Origin of the sequence: Rhizobium sp. R86522 (assembly GCF_042466255.1) — a bacterium.
In the GTDB taxonomy this organism is placed as follows: Bacteria; Pseudomonadota; Alphaproteobacteria; order Rhizobiales; family Rhizobiaceae; genus Allorhizobium.
In genome coordinates this window covers 2,425,015-2,451,005 of sequence record NZ_JAXHBX010000001.1, presented here as the reverse complement: position 1 = coordinate 2,451,005, position 25,991 = coordinate 2,425,015, and the positions used below count along the sequence as shown (strand labels likewise).

The 25,991-nt window shown below is 62.3% G+C and carries 29 protein-coding genes and 1 pseudogene; 15 read left to right on the top strand and 15 right to left on the bottom strand.

The features are described from left to right. Positions 1 to 3 precede the first annotated feature (3 nt). Positions 4 to 846: a LysR family transcriptional regulator gene (locus SJY08_RS11945; protein WP_377275839.1), complete on the bottom strand. Its 843-nt coding sequence runs from the start codon at positions 844 to 846 to the stop codon at positions 4 to 6. Between the two features lie 95 nt (positions 847 to 941). On the opposite strand from SJY08_RS11945, the gene SJY08_RS11940 reads away from it, so the two are divergent. Continuing rightward, positions 942 to 1,325 (top strand): 4-oxalocrotonate tautomerase family protein, encoded by a 384-nt coding sequence (locus SJY08_RS11940; protein WP_377275837.1) that lies wholly within the window; start codon positions 942 to 944, stop codon positions 1,323 to 1,325. A 29-nt stretch (positions 1,326 to 1,354) separates the two neighbouring features. On the opposite strand, the gene SJY08_RS11935 is transcribed toward SJY08_RS11940, so the two are convergent. Continuing rightward, positions 1,355 to 2,059 carry a helix-turn-helix transcriptional regulator gene (locus SJY08_RS11935; RefSeq protein ID WP_377275835.1) on the bottom strand — a complete coding sequence of 235 codons (705 nt, stop codon included), beginning with the start codon at positions 2,057 to 2,059 and terminating at the stop codon, positions 1,355 to 1,357. Positions 2,060 to 2,181: 122 nt separating this feature from the next. Here SJY08_RS11935 and SJY08_RS11930 point away from each other — a divergent pair, with 122 nt between their 5' ends. Next, complete coding sequence (locus SJY08_RS11930) at positions 2,182 to 2,817, top strand: LysE family translocator (RefSeq protein WP_069041866.1); 636 nt, start codon at positions 2,182 to 2,184, stop codon at positions 2,815 to 2,817. Positions 2,818 to 2,849: 32 nt separating this feature from the next. Here the strand turns inward: SJY08_RS11930 and SJY08_RS11925 are convergent, their stop codons facing one another. The 5 genes from SJY08_RS11925 to SJY08_RS11905 form a co-directional block, all read right to left on the bottom strand. Continuing rightward, positions 2,850 to 3,161 (bottom strand): BrnA antitoxin family protein, encoded by a 312-nt coding sequence (locus SJY08_RS11925; protein ID WP_377275833.1) that lies wholly within the window; start codon positions 3,159 to 3,161, stop codon positions 2,850 to 2,852. Next, complete coding sequence (locus SJY08_RS11920; RefSeq protein ID WP_377275831.1) at positions 3,158 to 3,397, bottom strand: BrnT family toxin; 240 nt, start codon at positions 3,395 to 3,397, stop codon at positions 3,158 to 3,160. The genes SJY08_RS11925 and SJY08_RS11920 overlap by 4 nt, the downstream gene beginning before the upstream one ends. Before the next feature lie 60 nt (positions 3,398 to 3,457). Then, positions 3,458 to 3,778 carry a YnfA family protein gene (locus SJY08_RS11915; protein WP_377275829.1) on the bottom strand — a complete coding sequence of 107 codons (321 nt, stop codon included), beginning with the start codon at positions 3,776 to 3,778 and terminating at the stop codon, positions 3,458 to 3,460. A gap of 62 nt (positions 3,779 to 3,840) precedes the next feature. Further along, positions 3,841 to 4,647, bottom strand: coding sequence for an EAL domain-containing protein (locus tag SJY08_RS11910; RefSeq protein WP_236759329.1), 807 nt, complete (start codon positions 4,645 to 4,647; stop codon positions 3,841 to 3,843). Positions 4,648 to 4,800: 153 nt separating this feature from the next. Continuing rightward, a complete protein-coding gene (locus tag SJY08_RS11905; RefSeq protein ID WP_377275826.1) occupies positions 4,801 to 6,369 on the bottom strand; it encodes a helicase HerA-like C-terminal domain-containing protein in 1,569 nt (522 codons plus the stop codon). A gap of 244 nt (positions 6,370 to 6,613) precedes the next feature. Here SJY08_RS11905 and SJY08_RS11900 point away from each other — a divergent pair, with 244 nt between their 5' ends. Further along, positions 6,614 to 7,006 carry a DUF937 domain-containing protein gene (locus SJY08_RS11900; protein WP_054151115.1) on the top strand — a complete coding sequence of 131 codons (393 nt, stop codon included), beginning with the start codon at positions 6,614 to 6,616 and terminating at the stop codon, positions 7,004 to 7,006. A gap of 232 nt (positions 7,007 to 7,238) precedes the next feature. Beyond that, positions 7,239 to 9,176 (top strand): hypothetical protein, encoded by a 1,938-nt coding sequence (locus SJY08_RS11895; RefSeq protein ID WP_377275824.1) that lies wholly within the window; start codon positions 7,239 to 7,241, stop codon positions 9,174 to 9,176. Between the two features lie 5 nt (positions 9,177 to 9,181). Here the strand turns inward: SJY08_RS11895 and SJY08_RS11890 are convergent, their stop codons facing one another. Beyond that, entirely contained in the window at positions 9,182 to 10,240 is a 1,059-nt protein-coding gene (locus tag SJY08_RS11890; RefSeq protein WP_377275822.1) for a LacI family DNA-binding transcriptional regulator, read from the bottom strand. A gap of 55 nt (positions 10,241 to 10,295) precedes the next feature. Between SJY08_RS11890 and SJY08_RS11885 the strand changes: the two genes are divergently transcribed. Both SJY08_RS11885 and SJY08_RS11880 read left to right on the top strand, forming a co-directional pair. Then, positions 10,296 to 11,489: a phytanoyl-CoA dioxygenase family protein gene (locus SJY08_RS11885; protein WP_377275820.1), complete on the top strand. Its 1,194-nt coding sequence runs from the start codon at positions 10,296 to 10,298 to the stop codon at positions 11,487 to 11,489. 8 nt (positions 11,490 to 11,497) lie between these two features. Beyond that, complete coding sequence (locus SJY08_RS11880) at positions 11,498 to 12,313, top strand: SDR family oxidoreductase (RefSeq protein WP_377275818.1); 816 nt, start codon at positions 11,498 to 11,500, stop codon at positions 12,311 to 12,313. Positions 12,314 to 12,355: 42 nt separating this feature from the next. On the opposite strand, the gene SJY08_RS11875 is transcribed toward SJY08_RS11880, so the two are convergent. Then, positions 12,356 to 13,879 (bottom strand): sensor histidine kinase, encoded by a 1,524-nt coding sequence (locus SJY08_RS11875; RefSeq protein WP_377275816.1) that lies wholly within the window; start codon positions 13,877 to 13,879, stop codon positions 12,356 to 12,358. Between the two features lie 208 nt (positions 13,880 to 14,087). Here SJY08_RS11875 and SJY08_RS11870 point away from each other — a divergent pair, with 208 nt between their 5' ends. Then, positions 14,088 to 14,309: a hypothetical protein gene (locus SJY08_RS11870; protein ID WP_054151110.1), complete on the top strand. Its 222-nt coding sequence runs from the start codon at positions 14,088 to 14,090 to the stop codon at positions 14,307 to 14,309. A 22-nt stretch (positions 14,310 to 14,331) separates the two neighbouring features. Continuing rightward, entirely contained in the window at positions 14,332 to 14,817 is a 486-nt protein-coding gene (locus SJY08_RS11865; RefSeq protein ID WP_377275814.1) for a DUF421 domain-containing protein, read from the top strand. On the opposite strand, the gene SJY08_RS11860 is transcribed toward SJY08_RS11865, so the two are convergent. Beyond that, positions 14,818 to 15,204 carry a DUF1622 domain-containing protein gene (locus SJY08_RS11860; protein ID WP_054151108.1) on the bottom strand — a complete coding sequence of 129 codons (387 nt, stop codon included), beginning with the start codon at positions 15,202 to 15,204 and terminating at the stop codon, positions 14,818 to 14,820. It lies immediately after the preceding gene. Between the two features lie 140 nt (positions 15,205 to 15,344). Between SJY08_RS11860 and SJY08_RS11855 the strand changes: the two genes are divergently transcribed. The 3 genes from SJY08_RS11855 to SJY08_RS11845 all read left to right on the top strand — a co-directional run bounded on the left by SJY08_RS11855 (position 15,345) and on the right by SJY08_RS11845 (position 17,418). After that, the gene (locus tag SJY08_RS11855) at positions 15,345 to 15,647 is read left to right on the top strand and encodes a hypothetical protein (protein WP_054151107.1); all 303 of its coding nucleotides are present in this window, start codon (positions 15,345 to 15,347) and stop codon (positions 15,645 to 15,647) included. 220 nt (positions 15,648 to 15,867) lie between these two features. Next, positions 15,868 to 16,308, top strand: a complete 441-nt coding sequence (locus SJY08_RS11850) for a YqaA family protein (RefSeq protein WP_054151168.1) — start codon at positions 15,868 to 15,870, stop codon at positions 16,306 to 16,308. Between the two features lie 141 nt (positions 16,309 to 16,449). Beyond that, entirely contained in the window at positions 16,450 to 17,418 is a 969-nt protein-coding gene (locus SJY08_RS11845; RefSeq protein WP_377275811.1) for a hypothetical protein, read from the top strand. 14 nt (positions 17,419 to 17,432) lie between these two features. On the opposite strand, the gene SJY08_RS11840 is transcribed toward SJY08_RS11845, so the two are convergent. The 5 genes and pseudogenes from SJY08_RS11840 to SJY08_RS11820 form a co-directional block, all read right to left on the bottom strand. Next, positions 17,433 to 17,681, bottom strand: coding sequence for a DUF982 domain-containing protein (locus SJY08_RS11840; RefSeq protein ID WP_054151105.1), 249 nt, complete (start codon positions 17,679 to 17,681; stop codon positions 17,433 to 17,435). Between the two features lie 158 nt (positions 17,682 to 17,839). Further along, a pseudogene (locus tag SJY08_RS11835) lies at positions 17,840 to 17,928 on the bottom strand (trans-aconitate 2-methyltransferase); the annotation flags it as partial. Next, on the bottom strand, positions 17,925 to 18,632 hold the full coding sequence (locus SJY08_RS11830; protein ID WP_377275809.1) for a haloacid dehalogenase type II: 708 nt from the start codon (positions 18,630 to 18,632) through the stop codon (positions 17,925 to 17,927). The gene SJY08_RS11830 and the pseudogene SJY08_RS11835, both read right to left, overlap by 4 nt. Positions 18,633 to 18,709: 77 nt before the next feature. Then, positions 18,710 to 18,922 carry a hypothetical protein gene (locus SJY08_RS11825; protein ID WP_236759328.1) on the bottom strand — a complete coding sequence of 71 codons (213 nt, stop codon included), beginning with the start codon at positions 18,920 to 18,922 and terminating at the stop codon, positions 18,710 to 18,712. A gap of 199 nt (positions 18,923 to 19,121) precedes the next feature. Continuing rightward, complete coding sequence (locus tag SJY08_RS11820; protein WP_377278571.1) at positions 19,122 to 20,333, bottom strand: ROK family protein; 1,212 nt, start codon at positions 20,331 to 20,333, stop codon at positions 19,122 to 19,124. A 239-nt stretch (positions 20,334 to 20,572) separates the two neighbouring features. On the opposite strand from SJY08_RS11820, the gene xylF reads away from it, so the two are divergent. From xylF to SJY08_RS11800, 4 genes are all read left to right on the top strand, one after another. After that, positions 20,573 to 21,613: a D-xylose ABC transporter substrate-binding protein gene (gene xylF, locus SJY08_RS11815; RefSeq protein WP_054151103.1), complete on the top strand. Its 1,041-nt coding sequence runs from the start codon at positions 20,573 to 20,575 to the stop codon at positions 21,611 to 21,613. 245 nt (positions 21,614 to 21,858) lie between these two features. After that, the gene (locus tag SJY08_RS11810; protein ID WP_054151102.1) at positions 21,859 to 23,172 is read left to right on the top strand and encodes a sugar ABC transporter permease; all 1,314 of its coding nucleotides are present in this window, start codon (positions 21,859 to 21,861) and stop codon (positions 23,170 to 23,172) included. Positions 23,173 to 23,186: 14 nt separating this feature from the next. Further along, complete coding sequence (locus SJY08_RS11805) at positions 23,187 to 23,972, top strand: ATP-binding cassette domain-containing protein (protein WP_054151101.1); 786 nt, start codon at positions 23,187 to 23,189, stop codon at positions 23,970 to 23,972. A 528-nt stretch (positions 23,973 to 24,500) separates the two neighbouring features. Next, a complete protein-coding gene (locus SJY08_RS11800; protein WP_377275805.1) occupies positions 24,501 to 25,955 on the top strand; it encodes a hypothetical protein in 1,455 nt (484 codons plus the stop codon). Positions 25,956 to 25,991 lie beyond the last annotated feature (36 nt).

Sequence of the window (25,991 nt, the reverse complement as noted above, 5' to 3'; positions counted from 1 at the left end):
CTGTCAGGTCTGGCCAAGCGTCGAGAGATGCGCGGCCATCCTGAGTGCTGCCTCTGACGGCCCGGTTTTCCCGGGCCGTTTTTCGATCACCGCATAGCGGATGTCGGAAAGATCAGGCAATCCCGCCCCCGTCAGGGCAGCCTGACCCATCCCGGCCTCTGTCCGGCAGGCAATGCCGAGACCGGCGGCGACCGCCGCTCTTACCCCGTCGAGGCTCGGCGTGACCAGCGCCAGCCGCCGTGGCCTCCCCACGGCATCCAGCGCCCGCGTCGCTGCGGCCAGAAACGGGCAGGGCGGCGTGATGCTGACCAGCGGCACCACCTCGTCTTCCAATAGCCGCACATCGCCGAACCAGCCCATCGGAAGAACGGTCCCGCCAGCCCCGCCGGCGGCCACATCGCCGGCACAGACCGCCGTATCGATCCGGTCCTCGCCCATCGCCTGCAGCAATTCGCTGGTACTGCCGATGACGATCGAAAACCGCGTTTCGCCGTCCTCCCCGCGCAGGTCGGCAAGGGTCGGCTGCAGCACCTGGCCGACGAAATCCTGCACCACGCCGAGCCGGATCGGTGGGCGCGACGCCGCATCGAGCTCTGCCCGCGCCGCATCGATCCGCGCCAGGATTGCCCGGCTATGCGCGAGCAGCCAGCTGCCCGTGCCGTTGAGTTTCAGCGCCCGTCCGTCCCTGTCGAAAAGCGGTTGCCCGACAATATCCTCCAGCCGCTGCATCTGCAGGCTGAGCGCCGATTCGCTGCGGTTCACCTTTGTCGCCGCCGCGGCCAGAGATCCGCCATCGGCCACGGCGACGAAGCTGCGCAACAGCGGCGAGGGAAGATCTGGAAGCATGCGTTTTCCTCAAGTCAGAATGCGCACTTGGTCGATATGATTTGAGAATAGCGCGACTATCCTGCCTCCGTCACCCTGTTTCGGAGAATCCCACCATGCCCTTTGCCCGCCTGAGCTATCACCCACCCCATCCGGATCGTGAACGCGATCTCGCCCGCGCCCTGACCGACCTCGTCGCCACCGATCTCGCCAAGCGTCATGATCTCACCTCGGTGCAGATCGAGGCCGCACCCGCGCAGACCTGGACGATTGGCGGCGAGCGGCAGCAAACGACGGCCCATCTCGAAGTTTTCGTCACCGCCGGCACGAATACGGTCGAGCAGAAGCGGCGCTTCCAGGAAAACGCCATGGCCCTGTTGCGCGCCGAATGGCCGGAACTGCATCCCGCCACCTATGTCGTGGTGCATGAACTGCCGGCCACCGACTGGGGTTATGGCGGGATGAGCCAGGCCGACCGGGCGGCAGCACGATCGGCCTGATTGGCCCCTGTCATCCGCGCAGCCTCCGGTCAGTCACGCCCCGCGCCCTGGCCGGAGGTGTCCCACCCCGCCACCCACAACTTCCGCAGCCGGTCCCCCTCGCGGCGGAAATGCGTTCCCGTCTGATGGCAGGCGCTGATCCGGTCGACCCGAAAATTACGGATGGCCTCGCGCAGCTCGCACCAGGCGACAACGACTTCCGATTCCGCGTAATGGATGACGGCGATCGGCCGGATCCGCCGCGTCGTTTCCTCCCGCTGCTCGTTGACATAGTCGATGTCCAGCGTCTCCTCGTCGCGGATCGCCCTGCGGATCATCGCAAAGTCGATGGCCTCGGGCGCTTCTGCCACCCGTCCCCAGGCATAAAGCGTGCGCGAGATGATCGCCTCGCGCAGCGGGTCTGGAAGGGCAGCCGCAATCTTGTCCAGCACCCGGGCAGATGCCTCCCGCAGCTCCCTGTCCGCCGTGCGTTTGGTCAGCGCCATGCCAAGCACAATCGCTTCCGTCTCCTCCGGCGTGAACATCAGGGGCGGCAGGTGAAAGCCGGGCCTCAGGATATAGCCGATCCCGCGCTCGCCCTCGATCGGCACGCGCATCGCCTGAAGGGCGGCGATATCGCGATAGATCGACCGCTGCGTGACCTCCAGTTTTTCCGCGATCTGCTGCGCCGTTATCGGGTGGGCAGCAAGCCTTAAGGTCTGGATGATCTCGAACAGCCGGGACGCCTTGCGCATGGGTCAGACCTCATCTCAACTGACACACCTTTGTCAGTAGCCCTTGTCTAAAGCATCTCCAAAGCATTGAAAACAGGCCATTCCCCGCGCATGGCTTGCCCATTTAAGGAGATCCTACTGACATGACCTATGCCGAAAACCTCTGGCTCTTCTCCGCCCTGCTGGCGGGCATCATCATCGTGCCCGGCATGGACATGATCTTCGTCATCGCCAATGGCCTGACCGGCGGCCGCCGCGCAGGCGTGGCCGCCACGTCCGGCATCATGCTGGGCGGCGTCTTCCACACGCTTTTCGGCACCATCGCCGTGACAGTCCTCTCGACGCTGGTCCCGCAGCTTGCCGGCCCCATGCTGGTGATCGGTTCGGCCTATATGATCTGGATCGGCTATACGCTGGCCAGAAGCGCCATCGTCATCGACGGCATTGAAGCCTCAAACCTGCACCGGACGGCCCGCATCTTCGGCCAGGGACTGATCACCTGCCTGCTCAACCCGAAGGCCTGGCTCTTCATCCTCGCCGTCTATCCGCAATTCATGCGCCCCGAATACGGCCCCTTCTGGCGTCAGGCGCTCGTCATGGGCGCGCTCACCCTCATGCTGCAGGGGCTGGTCTATGGCGGGCTTGCTTTCGCTGCGGCCAAGGGGCGGGATGCGCTGGTCTCGAAGCCTGAAGTCACCATCTGGATCGGCCGCGCCGCCGGCTGGCTGCTGGTCGCCGTGGCGGCGCTGATGCTGGTGGAAGGGTGGAGGAGTTGGTGAATGGCTCGGGAGGGCGGAACGGGGCAGGGGTCTTAAAGCCCCACCGCCTTTCGCAGCACCTCGTTCATCCGCGACTGCCATCCCTCGCCACCCGCCTTGAACCGCTCGATCACCTCTTGGTCGAGCCGCAGGCTGATCGCCTTTTTCGTCGTCTTCGCCTTGGGACGACCAAGCTTGCGGTCGATCGCTGCGGCGAGATCGGGAAACCCCTCGCGGAAGGGGCGGAACTCCTTCAATTCCTCTTCCGTCATTTCCGGGTTGTCGGGATCAGACGCAATCATCGCCTGGATCTCGGCTTCTTCCTCATCGGTCAGGGGACGTGCAGAGGAGAATTTGTTTTTCATGTCTCGCTCCTTTCCCGACGGCTCGCCGGACGCATGGAGATTGCTTCGCGCCCCATCGGAAGAAAGACGACTGCGACGATAGCGCGACTCTGGAACTCTCCGATCGCAATCGGCCGACCGGTCTTCGCCGTCCGGATCGAAGCAGTCAGGAAAAACGACAGATCGAGCTCGGCAAAGTCGAGGCTGTGCTTCGCCAGATTCTGCTGCCGCTTCGGTTCATCCCAGACAATCACCATAGTTTATGTATATACGGAAATTCCGCAAGCCGGCATCCTCGGAATCTGGGGGCTTTTCGCTTACCCCCGCTGTGGCAACAGGATCACCGCTGCGCCGACAAGGCAGATCGCGGCACCCGTCAGGTCGAAGCGATCCGGCCGCTGCCCCTCGATCAGCCAGAGCCAGCAAAGCGACGCGGCGATATAGACCCCGCCATAGGCGGCATAGGCGCGGCCCGCTGCCTCGGAGGGGACCAGTGTCAACAGCCACGCGAACACCGCAAGCGACAGAAGGCCGGGCACGAGCCAGAGCGGCGAGCGGTCGAGTTTCAGCCAGGCCCAGAAGGCAAAACATCCGGCGATTTCGGCAAGGGCAGCCAGCGGATAGATCAGCAAGGTCATGGGCGCCATCCTGCCATCTCATCGGCGAGGGCGGAAGGGCATAATGGCATGAGGCCAGTGGCTCAGGCGGATCGCCCCTGCAGGTTGAGCACATGACAGACGCGCGGCAGAAGCTCCGCTTCCTTCGGGAAGCAGACGAAGAAGCCCTGCACGCTGTCGAAGCCGAGCTGTACGGCGATTTCCATCTGGTCTTCGTTCTCGACGCCGGCTGCCGTGACGATCATGCCGAGATCGTGGCCAAGCGCGATGACATGGCGCACGATCGCCTTGTCGACGGCATTGGTGAGCGCGCTGCGCATCAGCGAATGGTCGATCTTCAAGCGCCGGAAGCTGTGGTTGCGGAGCGCTGTAAGCCCTGCATGGGTCGCGCCGAAATTGTCCATGGCCAGCGAAAAGCCGCAGTAATGCAAGGCTTCGAGCGCCAGACTGACCGGCTTGGCCAGCGGGCCATAGAAAGCCGGCTCTGCAACCTCGATCTCCAGCATATCGGGTGTCAGCCCGAAACCCTGCACCATGTCGGTCAGCCGCAGGGCAAAATCGCCGGAACACAGATCGAAGGCCGTGGCATTGACACTGATCCGCCCCATGTCGTGGCCCTCGGCCCGCCAACGCGCCGCCTGGCGCAGTGTCGTCGATAGCACGAAATCACGGATCGACAGCGACATCATGGGATCGCGAAAGACGGCGCGGAAGTCCTGCGCGGCCGCCAGTCGACCCGGGGCGATGCGCCAGCGCAGCAGTGTTTCCACACTGTCCACTTCCCGGTTATCGACGGAATAGATGGGTTGGTAGGTGAGCTCAAAGCGTCCGCGTTCCAGCGCGCGCTTTGCATTGTTGACCAGAACGACGTGATCCAGACTGCTGTCCAAGCTCGACCCCATGAATTCCCGGAGACAGGTCCGCGAATTGTATCAGTGATGAGTATATATCAGGTATGGTTGCACGGAAGTGAACAAAAACCCGCCGATAACGGCGAGCTTTCGTCACTCAGTTCTTGTGGCGCGCGAGAAAAACGCGAGCCTTCACCGGCGAAGACTGCCGAGGATACCGCGAACCAAGGCACGGCCAACCGAGGTCGCAACGGAGCGTGCCGCACTTTTCATGGCGGCCTCGATCACCGTTTCGCGCTGATAGCCGCCGGAGCGTTTCGTCGTTGTCGTCTTGCGGCTGTTCTGCGTCTCCTCGGGCTCGTCGCCGAAGCCGGGCAGGGTCCAGCGACCGGCAGCGCTGTCACCGCTTTCCGCCTTCTCCTCCGCCGCGCGCCGCGCTGCCTCGGCGTCTGCGGCCTTCTTCGCCCGGGCGGTGAGGATCTCGTAAGCCGATTCCGAATCGAGATCGATGTCGTATTGCCCGGCGACCGGCGACAGGTTCATCACCTTCTGCCGCGTGGCGTCGTCAATCGGTCCCACCTTGCCCGAGGGCGGGCGGATCAGCGTCCGCTCGACCATGGAAGGAATGCCCTTGGCTTCGAGCGTCGACACCAGCGCCTCGCCGATGCCGAGCTGGGTGATGGTATCCGCACAGTCGAAAGCGGGGTTGGGCCGGAAAGTGTCGGCCGCTGTCTTCACCGCCTTCTGCTCCCGCGGCGTATAGGCGCGAAGCGCGTGCTGCACCCGGTTGCCGAGCTGGGCGAGCACGGTCTCCGGCACGTCGAGCGGGTTCTGCGTGACGAAATAGACGCCGACGCCTTTGGAACGGATCAGCCGCACCACCTGCTCGACCCGCTCGATCAAGACCTTCGGCGCGTCGTTGAAGAGAAGATGTGCCTCGTCGAAGAAGAACACGAGCTTCGGTTTGTCGAGATCGCCCACCTCCGGCAGCTCCTCGAACAGCTCCGAGAGCAGCCAGAGCAGGAAGGTCGCGTAAAGACGCGGGTTCATCATCAGCTTGTCGGCGGCCAGAATCGAAATAGCCCCGCGCCCGTCATGGGTGGTGCGCATGATGTCGGTCACCTTGAGCGCCGGTTCGCCGAAGAAATTCTCCGCCCCCTGCTGTTCGAGGATCAAGAGCCCGCGCTGCAACGTCGCGATCGAAGCCTTGGAGATGAGACCGAACTGGCTCGAAAGTTCGGACGCATGTTCGGCCATGTAATTGAGCAGCGCCTGCAGATCCTTGAGATCCATCAGCGGCAGCCCACCCTCATCGGCAATCTTGAAGGCGATGTTGAGCGCGCCTTCCTGTGCCTCCGAAGCGTTCATCAGGCGCGAGAGCAACAACGGTCCCATCTCGGCCACCGTGGTGCGCACCCGATGGCCCTTCTCGCCATAGAGATCCCAGAAGATGACGGGGAATTCGGCGGGTGCGTAATCGGTGAAGCCGATCTGTGTCGCACGTTGCGTGATCCAGTCCTTCGGCTCGCCCATTGCGGCAACGCCGGAAAGGTCGCCCTTGATGTCGGAGGCAAAGATGGGAACGCCGGCCTCGGAAAAGCTCTCGGCCAGCACCTGTAGCGTCACCGTCTTGCCGGTACCCGTCGCGCCGGTGACGATGCCGTGGCGGTTGCCGTATTTCAGCGCCATGTATTCAGCCTTGTTCAGGCTGTCGTCCGGGTTGCGGCTGGTGCCGAGATAGAGCGAGCCTTCTTGCAGCATGCGGACGTTTCTCCCATCGTCATCAGGACTTCAGCTTGCTCTTATAGGAGGAGTGTGGAACATCGACAACGGTCGGATGTCTCACCTTGGTACGGTCCTTGGCGTCAAGGCGGTCTCGGGTGCTCTGCCGGGTCCGTCCTGTCCCCGGCAATTTTTGTCACCCCAGGGCTGGACCGCTTGAGTTCACCGTGAACATCCATTACGTTGACGTTAACGTCAAAATCGCCTCAGGAGGACTTCGAGAATGAGCGAAATCGTCACCCGCATCGCCGACAGTGTCGGCATTTCCCCGGAAAAGGCCGAAACGGCGCTCGGCATGATGCTCGGCTTCCTGCAGCGCGAAGCAGCCGACGGCCCGGTCGCCCGCATGATCGAAGCCATCCCCGGTGCCGCTGAACTGGTCGCCAAGCACAATGGCGAAGGCTCTGGCGGCGGCGGCCTGCTCGGCGGCCTGATGAGCGCCATCGGCGGCGGCGGCATCATGGGCCTCGGCCAGCAGCTGATGTCGCAAGGCCTCGGCATGGGCGAAATCTCGACGCTTGCCAAGGAAACAATGGCCGTCGCCCGCGAATACGCCGGCGCAGACGTTGTCGACGAAGTCGTCGCCTCGGTCCCGGGTCTTAGCCAGTTCGTCTGAGACGAGCGATAGGTTTGAAATGACAAAAGCCGCCGGGGCAACCTGGCGGCTTTTTTGCGTTTTGGGCATCGGCGCCACGACGCTTGCGACCGCTCCTCTCCCCTCGGCGAGAGGGTGGCCGAGCGAAGCGGAGGCCGGGTGAGGGGGAACCACAAGCGTCTTGCCGCCCTATGGTTGCGGGCGCCGAAACCCGCAGCTAGTGTCGCGATCACCTTGAACCCCTGGGGCGACCATGCTGATCCGAACCTATGCCGATATCGCAAACCTCAAGGGCAACGCTGCCCTAAGCCCCGCCGAAAAGAAACTGATCGAGAACTGCAAGCGGGGCGAACTGACCACCCTCGGCAATGGGACCCGGCCTAATCGCTCCAGCAAAGCGCGCACCATCCGCGCTGACCTGCTACGCTACCTGATCCTCGGTGGCTGCGAACAATGCCGGGTACATGAGAAGGGTGTGCAACTGGAAGGAGCTTGGATCGCGGGGCAACTGGACCTGAGCTTTGCGTGTGCCAAGGGCGCGGTTCACTTATTCGGATGTGCTTTCGCGGAACCTATCGCAGCTGATCAGGCCTCTTTCGATCGCTTGGTCCTCAATGGCAGCAGCCTGCCCGGCTTGAATGCCGAGGGCGCCACAATTAAGGGTAACGTCTTCCTCGACAATCTGAAGAGCTCCGGTGAAGTCTCGTTTGCCGGCGCCAAGATCGGCGGTCAACTCTCATGCAACGGTGCCGAGTTGAATGGAGGTGAGGGCGCTGCCCTGAATGCGGAGGGCGCCACGATCATGGACAACGCCTTCCTCGACAAGTTGAAGAGCACCGGCGAAGTCTCGTTTTCTGGAGCCGAGATCGGCGGTCAACTCTCGGCAGAGGAGGCTCAATTGAATGGCGGCGAGGGCAAGGCACTCAATGCGCAGAGCGCCACGATCAGAGGCGGCGCGTTTCTCGACAATTTTAAGAGCATCGGCGAGGTCTCGTTTTCTGGAGCCGAGATCGGCGGTCAACTCTCCTGCAAAGGCGCCGACTTGAATAGCGACGGGGGCAACGCCCTGAATGTGGAGGGAGCTACAATCAAGGGCGGCGCCTTCCTTCACAACGTGAAGAGCAACGGCGAAGTCTCGTTTGTCGGCGCTGATATTGGCGTTCAACTCGCATTTGACGGCGCCGAGTTGAATGGCGGGAAGGGCAAAGCCCTGCGCGCTCAGCGTATGATCGTCAGCGGAGGTTTTATCTGGCGGAAACTGAAAGTCGTTGCCGGAACAGTTGACCTTAATGCCGCCCAGCTTCGCGATCTGGTGGATGATGAGCAAAGCTGGAATGCGGTTTCTTCGCTGATACTGATTGGAGCTACCTATGAAAACCTGATCGATCCCCTTGATCTCTCAAGCCGCAAACGCTGGCTCAAAAACGGTGCCAACTTCAGCGGCCAGTTCTACCCCCAACCCTATCAGCAACTGGCCAAATTCTACCGCGAAACCGGCCATCGCCATGAAGCACGCGAAATTCTGGTCGAGAAGGAGAAGGAGCAGCGCAAGGCGGTGCGCGCGTCTATCCGGAACATCATTGACAACTATGAGGGCGGACGAAAGCCTTCGATGAAGACAATACTGCCGTGGTTGAGGTATATTCGTAGGCGATACATCGATTTCTTTCTATTTCCCTGGCTGAAGTTTGGCTTGAATTGGCTCTGGGACAAACTCAGCCGCAGAATCACCGGCTATGGCTATAAACCCTGGCTTAGCTTCGGGCCTCTGATCACCCTCGTCGTCGCTATGGCCATCCTTTCGCACATCACATGGAGCTACGGGGATTTCGCCCCCAATTCCGATGTTATCCTCACCTCTTCGGACTGGAAGGCCTATGCAGATGGCACGACCGAGCGCCCACCATCAGCCACACCGGCCGCCGATTGGTCTGACGGCCCGGATCGCCAGACGGGCACATGGGCTGGTCCGGGTCGCGACTATGAGACCTTCAACGCACTCGCCTATGGGGTAGACGTGGTCGTTCCGGTTCTCAATCTTGGCCAGACAGCTGCGTGGGCGCCCTCCACCAGCCGCGGGCCCTGGGGCTGGTGGCTGTTCTACCTGCAGAAAATCTTCATTATCGCGGGCTGGGGCGTCACCGCCATCGTGGCCGCATCAATCTCCGGCATGATCCGCCGCGACGACTAATCGCCTCACATTCCTTCATGCGGCGTGGCGATCGCCACCCGCGACGGTGCCACCTGGAAATCCCGGGGCAGCATGCGGTGATGCGCCATCACCATCTGGCAGGCGCTGCGGGCGTCCTGGCGCAGGTCGTGATGGATGACGAAGGTCAGGCGGCCCTCCGCCAACAGCGCCCTGTTATCGGCGTCGAGGTCATGGGCGGCGATGACGTCGATCCGGCGCCGCTCCTCGGCAAAGGCGCGCAGGATCGCCCGGTTGCCGCCGCCGATCGAATAGACGGCGCGGATCTCGGGATCCGCGACAAGCGCCGCCTTCACCAGCCTTTCCGTCGTGCGGTCGACGCCGAACCCCTCTGATATCGTCACGATACCAAGATGCGGCGCGTCCTTTTTGAGCGCATCGCGAAAGCCGCGCTGGCGTTCTTCCTCGCCGGAAAACCGGGCGCTCGACAGTGTGACCAGCACCTTGCCCGCAGCCGGCCCCGCCATGCGGGCAAGCAGATAGGCGGCCGTTGCCCCCGCCACCCGGTTGTCCATACCGACATAACCCTGCCGCACAGTGGCGGGCAGGTCGGTTACCAGCGTCACCACAGGAATGCCGCTTTCCATCAACTCGGCTGCCATCTCGGCGATCGCCGGCGTCGAGGGCACCTTGACGACGACGCCATGGCTGCCGCGCCGGCGAATGCGCTTGAGGATGGCGAGAAGATCGCGTTCCTCCATGGTCTCGGCCACGTGAAAGCGGGCCGACAGCGAAGCCGGCCGCATGCCCGGCAGTTCGGCTTCGAAGGCCGCGCGCACGGCGTTCGAAAAACGCTGCGGCGTTTCCATCACCACGTCGATGACCAGGCGCCGCCCGCCGATCCGCGCCTCGGCATATTGCCGCTCCAGTTCCGCGATCGCCGCCTCGATGCGGAGCCCCGTCGCCTTCGCCACATGCCCGCGTCCGTGCAGGGCCCGATCGACGGTGGCAAGACTGAGGCCCGATTGCAGGGCAATGTCCTTGAGCGGAAAGGGCGGACGCATGGGATCGGCCTTGAGGTGTTTTTGAGGTGTTTTGCCGCTCATCTCTCGCCCGTCGTCTGACTATGGTCAAGCTGGATGAGGATTTCGGGAGGACATCATGGACCAGAGAACACTGACCAGTCGTCGCCGCGACAAGGTCTGGCTTGACAGCCAGGCCGGCGACATCGAGGCCTTCAAGGCGCTGGTGGCGCAAAAGACCAGGCGCGAAGACTGGCCATTCGCCGCCGGCGTCGAGAAGAACGTGCTCCTCTATGATGGATCGGCCGTGCGCGACATCGCCCGCGACCCGGAGGCCCGCCGCGAATTGATGGCCGAGTGGGTCGAAGCCTTCTCAACCGGCCCCGGCGTCATCGTCATCCGCAACGCCATTGCCGATCTTGCGGTCGTCGATCGCGCCACCGAAGTCTTCAACGCGATCGTCCAGGCCGAGAAGGAAGGCGGCAAGGCCGCCGCCGACCATTTCGCCAAACCCGGCGCCAATGACCGCATCTGGAATTCGCTGCAGAAACACGCGCTCGCCGACCCCGATAATTTCGCCCGCTACTATGCCTCGGACGCGATCGCCATGGCGTCGGAAGCCTGGCTCGGCCGCGGCTACCAGATGACGGCGCAGATGAACCGGGTGAACCCTGGCGGCAAGGCGCAGGTCCCGCATCGCGATTATCACCTCGGCTTCATGTCGCCGGAACAGATGCAGACCTATCCGGGCCACATCCACGCCGTGTCGCCGCTGCTCACCCTGCAGGGCGCGGTCGCCCATTGCGACATGCCGGTCGAGAGCGGCCCCACGCTCTTCCTGCCCTATTCGCAGAGCTTCTTCGAAGGTTACCTCGCCTTCGGTCGCCCCGAGTTTCAGGCGGTGTTTGCCGAGCAGCACGTGCAATTGCCGCTGTCGAAGGGCGACGCCGTCTTCTTCAATCCGGCCCTGATGCACGGCGCCGGCAACAATGTGTCTGATGATATCTGGCGCATGGCAAACCTGCTGCAGGTCTCCTCCGCCTTCGGCCGCGCCATGGAAAGCGTCGACCGCGATGCCATGTGCAAGGCGGTCTATCCGGCGCTGCTGGCGGCCGAGAGGGCGGGCGCGCTGACCTTGGCCGAAATCGCCAATGCCATGGCCGCAACGGCGGAAGGCTATGCCTTCCCAACCAATCTCGACAGCGATCCGCCGGTCGGTGGCCTTGCGCCGAAGACACAGAACACCATGATGGCGCAAGCGCTCAAGGCGGGCATGGAACCGGAGGCCTTCGCAGCGCTCGTCGAGACACAGGCTGCCAAGCGCAGGGCATGAGGAAGACAATGGGAAGACTGGACAACAAGATCGCCGTCGTCACCGGCGGCACGCAGGGGCTCGGCGCGGAAGTCGCCCGGCTGTTTGCCGAGCGCGGCGCAAAAGGCCTGGTCATCTGCGGTCGCAGCCGCGACAAGGGCGAGGCCAAGGCGCGTGAGATCACCGATCGCTACGGCACCCCGGTGCATTTCGTCTCGGCCGATCTCGGCGAAGTCGCTGACTGCCGCCGAGTGATTGCCGCAGCCGATGAGAAATTCGGCCGCATCGACGCGCTGGTCAATGTCGCCGCCATCACCGATCGCGGCACCATCCTCGACACCGACGAAGCGCTGTTCGACCGCATGTTCGCGATCAACACCCGCGCGCCCTTCTTCCTCATCCAGGATGCGGTGAAGCTGATGTTGCGTGATGGTATCGAGGGCACCATCGTCAACATCTCCTCGATGTCTGCAATGGCCGGCCAGCCCTTCATAGCCGCCTATTGCGCCTCCAAGGGCGCACTCGACACCTTGACCCGCAATGTCGCCTTCGGCCTTTTGAAGAACCGCATCCGCTGCAATGCCCTCAACATCGGCTGGATGGCGAGCGACGGCGAAGATCGCATCCAGCGGGAATATCACGGCGCGCCCGCCGACTGGCTGAAGGAAGCGGCCGCCCGCCAGCCCTTCGGCCGCCTCGTCGATCCGGCCGAGGTCGCCCGCGCCTGCGCCTATCTGTCGTCGGAGGAAAGCGGCCTGATGACGGGCGCCACGATCAATTTCGACCAGTCGATCTGGGGCGCCTATGAGGACAGCCCGCACCCGAAGGAAAAGATGACGCTCTGAGGGGAGGCGAGGGAAGTCGCGGAACCCCCGACGTGGCTTCCCTCACAGGCCGAACCGGATCACATAGCGCGTGCCGCCGTCCATCTCGCGGGTGATCTCGCCGCCCACCTGCTTGACGAAGGCATCGACGAGGCGGGTGCCGGAGCGCCGCGCGGTCTCCTCCTCCATGCCGATGCCGTCATCGGCAATGGTGAGGCTGGCCTGGCCGTCGTTTTCAGCTGTCAGCGTCAGGCGGATCGTGCCGGTCTCTCGGTCGGCAAAGGCATGTTTCACCGCATTGGTCACCAGTTCCAGCGCAGCAAGCGCCAGCGGCGAGGCCCGGTCGGCAGGCAGGAGAATGCCGCTCGGCAGAACGGCTTGGAGCGTGATGGCCCGGTCTTCCGGCACCAGCGTCGCCGGATCGCAGGCGCGGGTCAGGAGTTCGCCGAGATCGATTTTCTCGCCGTGGCTGGAGCGGTAGAGCAGGTCATGCACCTCGGCCAGCGCTCTGACCCGCATCTGCAGCGCCTGCACGTCGAAGCTGCCGCGTCGGGCCTGCATGTTGATGAGGCTCGTCACCAGCGCGAGATTGTTTTTCACCCGGTGATTCATCTCGCGCATGAGTTCGGCCCGTTGATGCGCGAGGTTCTCAGCTTCTGCCCGCTTCAGCGCCTGCCGGTCGCTTTCGCGCTGTGCCAGCATGCTGCGTCTCGCAAGCGCCGTTGCAACCAGCGTGAAGGCGCTGATGGCGAGCATCAACAGCCAGACGGGCAGGGCGCTGCGGATCGTGGCTGCACGGATACCGTCGATCGGGACACCGAAATTGGCGACGAGGGGTATGCCGCCGAGCCGGCTGAAGGCGTAGATGCGCCTGATACCGTCGGAGATCGCCAGCGCCTCGTAAACCCCTTCATTGCCGAGCGCCATGTTCTGCCGCGCCTGTGTGTCCGGGGTAAGGAAGATAGGCTCGGACGGGACCTGGCGGACCAGGAGCTTGCCATCGTCGCGGGTAAGCGACGCCGCCTCATTATCCTGCGCTGCGACATCGCGCAGGAAGGTGCGGCTGGTGTCGGTGGCGATCGAGGAGACGATCATGCCGCGGAAATCATTGGTGACGAAGGGTGTCGCCACGATGATCGCGTCTTCGCCGCCCGGTTCAAGCTTGATCCGGTCGATGAAAAGCCGGCTGCCGCCCCGGATCGCATCGACATAGTCGCGCGCGCCCATCGGCGTATCGACCGGGAAGGCACGGCTCGAAGCAATCATCCGCCCCTCGTCGCTGATGACAGCCAGTCCGAAGTTATCGGGCTGGCGACCGTCAAGGCCGGCGAGAAAACTGTGAAAGGCTTCTGAAAGCAGGAAGTCCGCAGGCTCGCCGTTCACCCGGCTGCGGGCCGCGCCATGCTTGATGATCTCGGTCTCGATCAGCCGCTGCGAGTATTGACGGACAAGCGTGACGGTATCGACCGCATGATCGGTGGCGATCGCCTTCTGCTCCTGCCAGGCGATCCCGCCCCAGATCAGCCCGCCAACGACCGGGATCAGGACACTCCCGATTTGAATGGTCCGGAACCAGCGTAACACCATGTCGGGACCCCAGACTGCCAAGCCGTGCGCCCTTTCGAAATTGCGTCGAAAATTGTTCAAGGCTGTCCTTATAGAGCAGTTTGGAACCACCATTGCAACACGATGACCGGTCTGCCGCGACAGTTTCGCCGCCGTGGGTCGGAACGAATTGCGTCAACCGCCGTTCGACAAGGAGATAAAAACCCAAGGACATTCAAGGAGAAAGACGATGACGTCTGACCATGAAAACCATCGCGAGGAAGGCGTTCGCAAGCTGCCTGAGACCACTGGCACCACACCCCGCAACGATGCCCTGCGCGAGGCGAACCGGCTCGGCTCCGACACCTACCTGGTGGATCAGGATATGGAAGACAGCGACCAGCGCGAGGGACAGGACGGCCCTGACGGCCGCCCATCGCCGCTTGCCAACGCCGATAATCCGCAGCGCTGAATGACCGGGAAGGAGCGAAGGCATGGACTGGCAGGAGATGCTGTTTCAGGGCTGGACAGGCATGGCGCGCACCATATTTGTTGGAACGCTCGCCTATATCACCCTGGTGCTCTTCCTGCGCATCTCTGGCAAGCGAACGCTCGCGAAGCTCAATGCCTTCGATCTGGTGGTGACGGTGGCGCTCGGCTCGACGCTCTCTGCCGTTCTCCTGCAGGAATTGATTGCGCTCGCCGAAGGGGCAACGGCGCTCGGATTGCTGATCTTCCTGCAATACATCGTCACGTTCGCCTCGGTTCGATCGAAAAGCGTGGCGAAGGCCATCCGCTCGGAGCCGACACTTCTCGTACGCAACGGCAGTTTCTGCCACGACGCCATGATGCGACAGCGCATCACCGAGGACGAGATCATGAGCGCGGCCCGCTCCAATGGCCGCGAAAGTCTCGATGAGGTAGCGGCCGTGGTGCTGGAGAGTGACGGTACGCTCAGCATCATCGGCAAACCGCGCTGATCACGCCTTCTCATCCTCTCCGCCGTCCGTCTTGCCGCGATGCAGGCTTTGTTCGCCGCCTTTGCCCTGCCAGGGCCAGCGACCGGAAATCTCCACCTCCAGCGACAGACTGAGAAAGGTTCTGATGATGACGATCACGCCGAGCACCAGCACCGAATCGAGCGTCGGCTCGATCGCCACCGTATTGATGATGTCGCCGGCCACCATCAGCTCGAGCCCGAGCAGGATCGCCCGTCCCATGCCGGCCCTCAGATCCCCGTAGGCGTCCAGGCCGCGCGGGCTCTTCAGATAGGCAAATCCCGAGACGGTAATGCCGATGACGATAACCGCGACGCCGACGGCCTCGATCGCCCGGGTGATGATGTGCATGATGCTGACGAAATCCATGGATCCGGCTCCCCCTTGATAAGGATGCAACGTTGCCCCGGCCGATCGGTTTCCACAATCGACAGCAGTGACGGCACCTTTCGCCGCGTCGCGCGTTGATGAGACGAACACCTTTCATCACGAAAAGCAGGGAGACCAAGATGCAGGATTTCGATCTGAGCGCCATGAGCAAAGACGAGCTCGACCGCCTGATTGCCGATGCGACCCGCGAACGCGAAACGCGCAGCAATCCGGATGAACGCAAGGCTGATGCCGATGGCGTCCGCGGCCAGGACGTCAACGATCCGAACCACGGCGCCATCACCACGCCCGCCCCGCATCAGGTCCGTGACCAGGGGCCGAAGGGTCTGGAGCCGGGCGCACGCGTTGAAGGAAGCCGCGTGATCGATGCCGATGAGGCCGCAGGCACTGATATTGAGCACGCCGCCCGCCGCGTCGTCTGACGAAAAGCGTCTGACAGAAAAAGTCTCGATGGCCAGCCCCCGGCCATCCGGCCGCCATGCATCGCCCCCGGATGCGTGGCGGCCATTCTTTTGGTCAGTTTCGAAGCCCTTTTCGAAGCCTTCGTTTGCAAAGACCGGAAGCGTCTGAACCGACGCAGGTGCCGTCGCGCGTACCCGCCACATTGCCAGCGGGAACTCGCCGCGCTAGACCGGGCCGGTGATCACAGCATTCGCCGCCTATACAGCCCTTTTCCTGGCAGCCTTCCTCGCCGCGACCATCGTCCCGGCGCAGTCCGAGGCAGTGCTGGTCGGCCTGATCCTCGCCGAAGATCAGCCGGTTGTCCTGCTGCTTCTCGTCGCGACGACAGGCAATGTGCTGGGCTCGGTCGTCAACTGGCTGCTTGGCCGCTTTATCGAGCATTTCCGCGACCGGCCCTGGTTTCCCGTCTCAGAACAAAAGCTCGCTCGCGCCGAAGCCTGGTACCGGCGCTTCGGCATCTGGTCGCTACTCTTGTCCTGGGTGCCGATCATCGGCGATCCCTTGACGGTCGTCGCCGGCCTCCTGCGCACACCCTTTCTCACCTTCCTGATCCTCGTCACGATCGCCAAGGCCGGGCGCTATGCGGTTCTGGCGTTCCTGACATTGCAGGTCTCCACCTGAGCCATTCGTCATCAATCGGGTCATCATAAGTCGAGCTTGCTAAAATTCTAATGGATGTGTTGACGAGATTGTCAAATCCGCGTGAAATTCTGACGTCGGAATCTCGTCACTGCGCCCAACCGATCAGCGCGGAGGAAACTTATGCGGATTTCGAACTCGGCAGTTGTCGCCACACTTGCTATCGCTCTGGCGACCGCACCCTTCGGGCTTTCTCCCGATCATTTCAGCCTCTCCGAAAAGACTGCCCTCGCCAAGGATAACGGCGGTGGTAACGGTGGTGGTGGCGGCAATGGTGGAGGAAATGGTGGCGGTAACGGCGGCGGTGGCGGCAATGGCGGTGGCGGCGGCAATGGAGGTGGTAATGGTCGCAGCGCCGAGACCCGCGAAGCAAAGTCCGCAGAGCGTGGAAAATCTTCCGGCAAGGCCGGCGAGAGGGGCAAGTCGGGTAATTTCTTCACCGATGCATTCGCGACACTGACAGGCAAGGGGCAGAAATCGAGCAAGGCCCAGAGCGTGGAGCGTCGCCAGGGGCGCACCGAAACAAAGTCTGCCACTCGCCAACCGCTTGAGCCGATCACCACGCTCGCCTCGGTGCCTAAGATGAAGCCTGCCGTCGGACCGCTCAGGGCAGAACTCGCCGGATTGAACTCGCTCAATCGCAACTATCGCGCCTATCTCAACAGCTCCGATCCCCGCATGAGCGCGATCAGGAATTATGTCACCGCCTATGCCACCTATGAACTGGCCAGCGGTATCGACACGGTGCCGACAGATGCGGCGCTTGACGACGAGGCGCTGAGGGCGGCCCTTCAGGCCGCAGCAAAGCCAGGTGCCGTCGTCGACGACGCAACGCTCGATTGGGCCAAGGAGCTTCTCGGTGTCGGTCCAGCCGTCGGCAAGATCGATGAGATCCGGGAAGAAATTGCTGCGGCAATGCCGGTCGAGCCGGTCGTTGATCCCGTGCTGGATCCCGTTGTCGATCCTGTGACGGACCCGGCCCCCGATCCGGCTGGCGAGATAGTCACTGCGCCGGATCCGCTGGCGCCAACGTCTGCCGATGATGTCGTCCTGCCGACCGATACCACCGACACCGCAAGCGTCACGCCTTAAGTCAAAGGTGCCGCTCAGGCGGTAAACTTCACGCCTGCTGCCGTCGCCGCCGAAATCAGGGCTCTGCGACCATCCTCTTCCTTGGCTTTGCCCTGGGCGACGGCGCCGAGCACCAGAAGGGCCTTATCCAGCGCCTCGCTCTCCTCTTCCGGCCAGTCCTCGATCAGCGCCCAGGAGGCGCCGAGTGAACTGTCGACCACAACATCCTCGCCCTCTTCGCCGATCCCGTGCAGGATCACGGGCTTGCTCCAGGTCTTCGTCATCAGCGTTTTCATCTTTCGTGAAGTCAGTGGCGCGTCAGCGCCGGATCGTGGCGGTCTCTATAGCGGTCACGATGCCATCACGCCAGATACGCTCGGTTTGTCTAGGCCACGATAAAAAGCCGGGGCAAGGCTAGCGCGGCCCGTCCGCCCGCCATCGGCGGATAGTCGCGCACACGCGCAAGCAGATCCCGCGCCGGCCGCGTCCGTTCGTCCTCGAACTGCAGATATTGCTCGCTGACCAGTTCATCCGGCAATCTCGACGAGTCCCGAAAGCGACGACAACACCTTGTCGGGTGCAAAATCGGCGTATTCGTTCGGCGCACCGCTTCTGTTGATCCAGTGGCAGGTCATGCCGAAGGCCTTGGCACCGGCAATGTCCCAGCGGTTCGAGGACTGGAAGGCGATATCCGGGGCGGCAATCTTGTAGGCCGAGGTGACCAGCGCATAAGCCGCAGGCGCCGTCTTGTAGATCTTCAAGGGCTCGACCGAGAAGATGTCGTCGATCAAGTGCCCAATCCGGGCCGCAACAACCGCTTCATCCAGCATGGTGGGCGTGCCGTTGGAGAGGATCACGATCCGTGCCCCGGTCTTGCGCAACGCCGCCAGCACCTCTGGCACCTCGGCAAAACAGTCGAGCTTGCGATAGGCGTCGAGCAGATCCGCCCGCAAGGCCTTGTCGACACCGGGAAACCGCGCGAGGCAAAAGTCGAGCGCATCTTCGGTCAGCGCGCGAAAATCCCGATAATGCCCCATCAGGCTGGTCACCCAGGTATATTCCAGCTGCTTCACCCGCCAGAGATCGGAGAGCGCCGGGGCATCCGGCCCGATCGCCGTCGCATGCCGGCGCACGGCTGCATGCACGTCAAAGAGAGTGCCATAGGCATCGAAGACATAGGCTTGGCGCCCGGACCCGGTCCTGGCGTCGGCATGGGATGCGATCGCGTCTGTCATGAAACGTCCTCCTTGAAAGGAGGGTAGGGCTCAGGCGTCTGCCGTTCAAGCGGGCAGGGGCCAACCTCTGACCACAATCAGCTGCGGCGTGCCGCGAGCCGCTTTCGGTCGTGTTCGACGGTCGAAAAGCCGCGGGTCGTCAGCCGGAACTGGCGCTTCTGAAACTCGCCCCTGATCTCGATCAGCCCCTGTTCCTCGGCCTCGCCCAGGGTCTTCAGGCTGGTGCCCTTCGGCGGCGTCTGCCAGTCCCGGCCTTGAGCCGCATGCAGCAATACCATGATCTTGATCATCGGGGTCTCTCTCTGGGCACGGCCGATCTCCCGCTGCCCGGTCGGGCGCTCGATCAGTTGACGCAGCTACACGACGATAACTGCAAGTCAGCACTTCAATTGTAATCGCCTGCTGCTATGCCTGAGCTTTACAGAGGCGTCGATCCAAAAAATGAGTTCCCCGGGCCATCTCTGGCCCGGAAGCCGAGTGCGGCGTCCGCTACCCACCCAGATCCTGATCGATCTCCGTCAGCGCCCGGTCCACATGCCCCTCGAAGACAAGCGTCTCTTCCTCGGTGATGATAAGGATCTCCGGCGCGCCGCGCACGCGCACATGTTGCGACTGCGCCAGCCCCTCGTCGAGGCCGCGGGTCAAGAGATCCATGAAACGTGTGCCGGGGCCGGTGATCGCGATCGGCATCGTCTCCTCGGCGAGGCTCAGCATGCGTGACAATCCCTGGCCAAGCGCAAGTCCTGCCTGGCGGAAGGCATATTCGGAGGCGCGGTGTCCCTGGCGGGCGCGGCTTGCGATCTTTTCCATCTCGGCAAGCGGCACGAATTTCGCCGGGATCGTGTCCGGCGGCACTTCGAATGCCATGCGCAGGATGCCGTAAAAGCCGGCAGAGGCCTCGATGCAGCCGATCGCGCCGCAGCGACAGAGTTTGCCGTCGCTCGCATGCAGCATGTGGCCGAAATTCGGCGCCCGGATTTCGAGATCGCCATGCTGGTCGCGATAGGCAATCCCGAGCCCGATCGAATGGCCGAGCGACAGCGTGGCAAGCGAGGCGAGCGGTGCGCCCCTGTTCTTCTCCAGCCTGAGCGCCAGCGCATGGGTGACGAGCAGGCTCTCGTTGAAGAGGTGGATCCGGCTGCCGCTGAAGTCGGAAAGCGCCGTCACGAAGTCGAGTTCCTGATAGCCGAACACCGGCGACCACAGAAGCTTCGCCCCCTCCCGGTCCACCAGCCCCTTGCTGGAGATCGAGATGGTCGAGATCGAAGACGCTGGCAGGCGCGACCGCTGGATCAGGCGCTCAAGCGCCGCCCGGAAGCCCTCAATGAAGTGCTTGGGCGATTCCGCCCCCTGTTCGCGCGCCTCCTCGAATTGGTCGATCATCGTGCCGCGATAATCGGCGAGCGAATATTGCACCGCATGCGAGGAGATGCGCACCGCAATCACATGGGCGGCGTCACGGCGACGGGCAAAGAGTGCCCGCGGACGTCCGCGCTGGCCGGCATTCGCGACCTCGCGCCGTTCCAGCAAGCCATTTTTCTCGAGATGCGAGGTAATTGCCGATACGGTCGCCGAGGAAAGCCCCGTCGCCGTTGACAGATCGGTATGGGCAAGCGGCCCTTCGCGCCTGAGCACCTTGAGCACAAGCCCGTTGTTCTGATGGCGAACGGCCTCCGTGCTCGCCCTCGGACTGGCTGTCATGATGGGCTTGTCGCCCTCTCTCGTATGGTCCACCGCATGCTCCTCCCAAAGCATTTGGCAACTGTCTTTGCAAGCCTCCTCCGGGCCGTGTTGACAGCGTGAGAATCTTCTGCCAGTTATTTTCTCGACTGTCGAGAAAAACCATTGGACGGGGGTCCATGGGGTAAGGACAGTTTCGCAGCGGGTCGTAGGTTGGGAGGTCTTCCGACGGTCCGCTATCACCTTGGGAGGTTTTAAAAATGAAATCCGTTATGAAGCTGATGGCAGCAACTGCCGTCATCGTGAGCCTGCATTCTGTCGCCAATGCCGAAGGTCTGACCGTCGGCGTTTCCTGGTCGAACTTCCAGGAAGAGCGTTGGAAGACGGACGAGGCAGCGATCAAGGCAGCCCTCGAAGCAGCCGGCAACAAGTACATCTCTGCCGACGCCCAGACGTCTGCCGCCAAGCAGCTCACCGACATCGAAAGCCTGATCGCCCAGGGCGCAAACGCTCTGATCGTTCTGGCCCAGGATTCGGAAGCCATTGCTCCGGCGATCGAAAAGGCAACGGCTGAAGGTATCCCGGTCGTCGGTTACGACCGTCTGATCGAGAACCCGGACGCCTACTACATCACCTTCGACAACAAGGAAGTGGGCCGCATGCAGGCTCGCGAAGTGTTCAAGGCGAAGCCGGAAGGCAATTACGTCTTCATCAAGGGCGCCTCGACCGATCCGAACTCTGACTTCCTCTATTCGGGTCAGATCGAAGTCCTGAAGGAAGCCATTGACGGCGGCAAGATCAAGAACGTCGGCGAAGCCTACACGGACGGCTGGAAGCCGGAAGCTGCCCAGAAGAACATGGAGCAGTTCCTGACCGCCAACAACAACGCCGTTGACGCTGTTGTCTCGTCGAACGACGGCATGGCCGGCGGTGTCGTTGCTGCTCTGGAAGCCCAGGGTCTCGCCGGTTCCGTTCCGGTCTCCGGTCAGGACGGCGACAAGGCCGCTCTGAACCGCGTCGCTCTCGGCACCCAGACCGTGTCTGTCTGGAAGGACAGCCGCGAACTCGGTAAGCGTGCTGCTGAAATCGCCAACGAACTCGCCGCCGGCAAGTCGATGGACGAGATCGAAGGCACCGTGAAGTTCGCTGGCGGCCCGAAGGGTGTCGAAATGAACTCCTTCTTCATCGCTCCGCTGCCGATCACCAAGGACAACCTCAACGTCGTCATCGACGCTGGCTGGATCTCCAAGGAAGAAGCATGCCAGGGCGTTGCCGCCGGTTCTGTTGCCGCCTGCAACTGATCCTGAAGTGACTGACCACAGAGCTTGAGCCGGAACGCCGCAGCCTTTTGCGCTGCGGCGTTTCGACTGGTCGAGAGCATCGCGGCAGCAAGGTATCGGCCGGCTTTAAGGGGCCGCCGCACGACCAGGCAACAGCCGCCGAAGAACGTCAGATGCCTCGATCCGCATGGCGGGTCCAATGCCCGCAAGCCCGCGCAAGGCGCGGCCCTTCGCAAGCCGACAAACGACTGGGGAGAATTTTTCGTATGGCGGATCACAGCCTTGCCACACCCGCGCATGGTGCTCGGGCATCCAATGTTTCAGCGCTGAAGCGCTTCTTTCAAGCCACCGAAATCGACACGCGCCTGCTGGGCATGGTCATCGCTCTTGGGTTCATCTGGGTCGGCTTCGACATCCTGTCGAACGGCCTGTTCCTGACCCCGCGTAACCTCTGGAACCTTTCGGTTCAGGCGGCTTCCGTCTCGGTCATGGCCACGGGCATGGTGCTGGTCATCGTCACCCGCAACATCGACCTCTCGGTCGGCTCCATTCTCGGTTTCGTCGGCATGATCATGGCGGTGCTTCAGGCCCGCATCCTGCCGCCGATCATCGGCTTCGAGCATCCGATGATGTGGATCATCGCGCTGTCCGCCGGCATCCTCGTCGGCACGGCGATCGGCGCGCTGCATGGCGCCATCATCGCCTTCCTCGGCGTGCCCGCCTTCATCGTCACGCTTGGCGGCCTGCTCGTCTGGCGTGGTGCGGCCTGGATGGTCACCTCGGGTGCAACCGTCGCTCCGATGGACACAACCTATCGTCTGATGGGCGGCGGTGCCGATGGTTCGATCGGCGTCACGGCAAGCTGGATTGTCGGCCTCGTCGCCTGCCTGATGATCGTCCTGTCGATCCTCAACACCCGTCGCCAGCGCCGCCGCTTCGGCTTCCCGCTGCGCCCGGTCTGGGCGGAATATTTCCTCGTTGCCTCCGGCTGCGCGGCCGTTCTCGGCGCCGTCTGGGTCGCCAACAGCTATTACATGCCGGTCAATCTGGCCCGCCGCTATGCTGAAGAAAACGGCATTGCCTGGCCGGAAGGTGGCCTGCAGATCGGTCTCGGCATCGCCGTGCCGGTTCTGATCGCCATCGGCATCGCCATGGTCATGGCCTTCATCACCAACCGCACCCGCTTTGGCCGCTATGTCTTCGCGATCGGTGGCAACCCGGAAGCCGCAGAACTCGCCGGCATCAAGGTGAAGTGGGTTACCGTCAAGCTGTTCGCGCTGATGGGTGCGCTCTGCGCCATCGCCGCCGCCATCTCGACGGCCCGCCTCAATGCTGCGACCAATGCCCAGGGCACGCTCGACGAGCTCTACACCATCGCCGCAGCCGTTATCGGCGGCACCTCGCTTGCCGGCGGTGTCGGCACAATCGCCGGCGCCATGCTCGGCGCCATCGTCATGCAATCACTGAACTCGGGCATGGTTCTGCTCGGTCTCGACACACCGCTCCAGAGCATCGTCATCGGTATCGTGCTCGTCGTTGCGGTCTGGCTCGACACCGTCTACCGCTCGCGTGCGAAGTAAGGGGAGTTGAACTCATGTCTGAAAACCGCACCCCCCTCGTGGAAATGCGCAACGTTTCCATTTCCTTCGGCGGCATTCACGCCGTCGACGACGCCTCGATCGACCTCTTCCCCGGCGAAGTCGTGGCCCTGCTCGGGCATAACGGTGCCGGCAAGTCGACCCTGATCAAGATACTCTCGGGCGCCTACAAGCGCGACAACGGCGATATCCTGGTCCGCGGCGATTTTGCCGACATCAACAACCCGCGCGACGCCAAGAAATATGGCATCGAGACGATCTACCAGACGCTCGCCGTCGCCGATAACGTCGATGCCGCCGCCAACCTCTATCTCGGCCGCGAGCTGCGCACCGCCTGGGGCACGCTCGATGATGTCGCGATGGAAGCGAAAGCCCGTGAAGTCATGGGGCGTCTCAACCCCAACTTCCAGCGCTTCAAGGAGCCGGTCAAGGCGCTCTCCGGTGGTCAGCGCCAGTCGGTGGCGATCGCCCGCGCTATCCTCTTCGACGCCCAGATCCTGATCATGGACGAACCGACGGCCGCCTTGGGCCCGCAGGAAACCGCCCAGGTCGGCGATCTCATCCAGCAGCTGAAGAAGGACGGCATCGGCATCTTCCTGATCAGCCACGACATCCACGATGTCTTCGACCTCGCCGACCGCGTCTTCGTCATGAAGAACGGCCGCGTGGTGGGCCATGCCCGCACCGAAGACGTCACCAAGGACGAAGTTCTCGGCATGATCATCCTCGGCAAGTGCCCCCCCGGGGCGGTGCCTGGCCCTGGTGCCATGCAGACGGCGTGAGCCGCTGCAACGTTTCGCACATACTTAAGGGGGCCTCGGCCCCCTTTTCAGTTTTGACCGTAGTTCTGGATGGGGAAGGGGGCTGGATGGAGGCTTCCGCTTTGCGCCAAAAGGAGACGTGAACAGTATTGAGGTTGGAGGCCGGAAAGGGGCCGGGAGCGGAATGCCGGCTCCTTGGTGGCGGACGCAAGTAAGTAGACATTCACCGTATTCACTCGTGCTACGGCGCATTCCGGGGCCAGAAGCGGGCTGCGATAAGCGTTGAAGTTTGCTCCCCCCCTTTCGGCGCGGTACGAAGACCCTGATCTGTGCATTTTAACGTGTGATCAATTCGCGACTTTTTATGTATGATTGGGCTGAGCGCGGTCAGGGTGAGATTGCTGGTCAGGGCAACACATTGACCACCACATAGTTGCAGCAAGTTTTACCCTCAAAGGTCACATTTTTGGGGATCACTGCAACCGCCAATCTTGAATGGGTGTTTGAGCGGCAGTACATTCGGAGCCATCAACGGGATGGCAGGGTTGCATGCCTAAGAAAATATTGACCGTCGGCTTCGACTTGGCAGGGGACGACATCGAGAGCGCAACTTTCAGTGACAAAAACTCGCTCCTCGATTGGGACATCGTCCTCTTCAGACCCAATATTTCCCAGATCACCACCTACGATTATGGCAACACCGAGTATCTCGGCAAAATCTGCCTGAATGACAGCAAATCATTTGCGCTCCGGGAAGCGTGCGCGCACTGGCGGAGAGAAATCACGCAGGCCGTAGACGCGGGCAAACTAGTTGTTGCCTTTCTTTCCCCGCCAGCCGAGGTATATGTCGCGACCGGGTCGCAATCCACTTCTGGGACTGGTCGCAATCAAAAGGTGACGCGACACGTCGAATTATACACAAGCTACAATGCGCTTCCGGTCGCGTCCAAATGGACTGCGACGCAGGGATCTTCAATGGCGCTCAGCCAAGGCACTCAAGAACTGTTCGCGGCGTACTGGCAAAAGTTTGGAAAAGACTCACGTTACAACGTCGTCTGGCCACTAACCAGCAAAGGTGTGTGTGTTCAAACACAGACCGGGCACATCCCCGTGGGGCTACTTCTGAGAAGCAAGGTTTCCACCGGTGCGCTTCTGCTCCTCCCCGACATGGATTTCGACCGGGACGAGTTCAGCGAAGAAGATAAAGATGGCGATTGGGTCTGGTCTCAAGCAGGCCAGCAATTCAGCGCGTCATTAATTTGGGAGATTGTCGCTCTATCGAAGGCAATTGCCAGCGATGGTGAGAAAACGCCGCAACCCGAATGGGCGTCGGCTGACGAATTCGCACTCGCCCTGGAGTTCGAGCTTCGCCAGCAATTGCTACAGGCAGAGACAGAACTGGAGAAAGCCCAGCGCGTGAAGGACGAACTATCCAGCCAGCTAGAGGACGCAGGACAGCTGCGCGCGCTGCTATTCGAAAAGGGAAAGCCTCTGGAGGCGGCGATCATAACCGCGTTGACGGTGCTCGGCTTCAACGCGGAACCATATGAGGACGGGAAATCGGAGTTCGATGCAGTCTTCGAGAGCGCGGAAGGCCGCCTTCTCGGTGAAGCTGAAGGCAAGGACAACAAGACAATAAACGTAGAGAAGCTGCGCCAGCTGTCAACCAACCTGCACGAAGACCTGCAGCGCGAGGAAGTCAGTCAACCGGCCAAAGGCATTCTATTCGGAAACGGCTATCGCCTTACGAAGCCGGGTGAGCGCGCGGAGCAGTTCACCGACAAGTGCATCACCTCGGCCACATCAATGTCATACGGATTAGTGTCGACCGACCGACTGTACGCCGCCGCACAGTATCTTTCCGGCACTTTAGACGACGAATTTGCTCGTCACTGCCGTTTGGCCATGATCGAAATGTCAGGCATTGTAAGATTTCCGGATGTTCCGGTCACCGCTGGCGAGGCTGCAGATGGGATTCAGGTAGCCGAGTCTATCGTCGATTAAGGCATTCGACCATTCAAAGCCCGATTTAGTCAATCT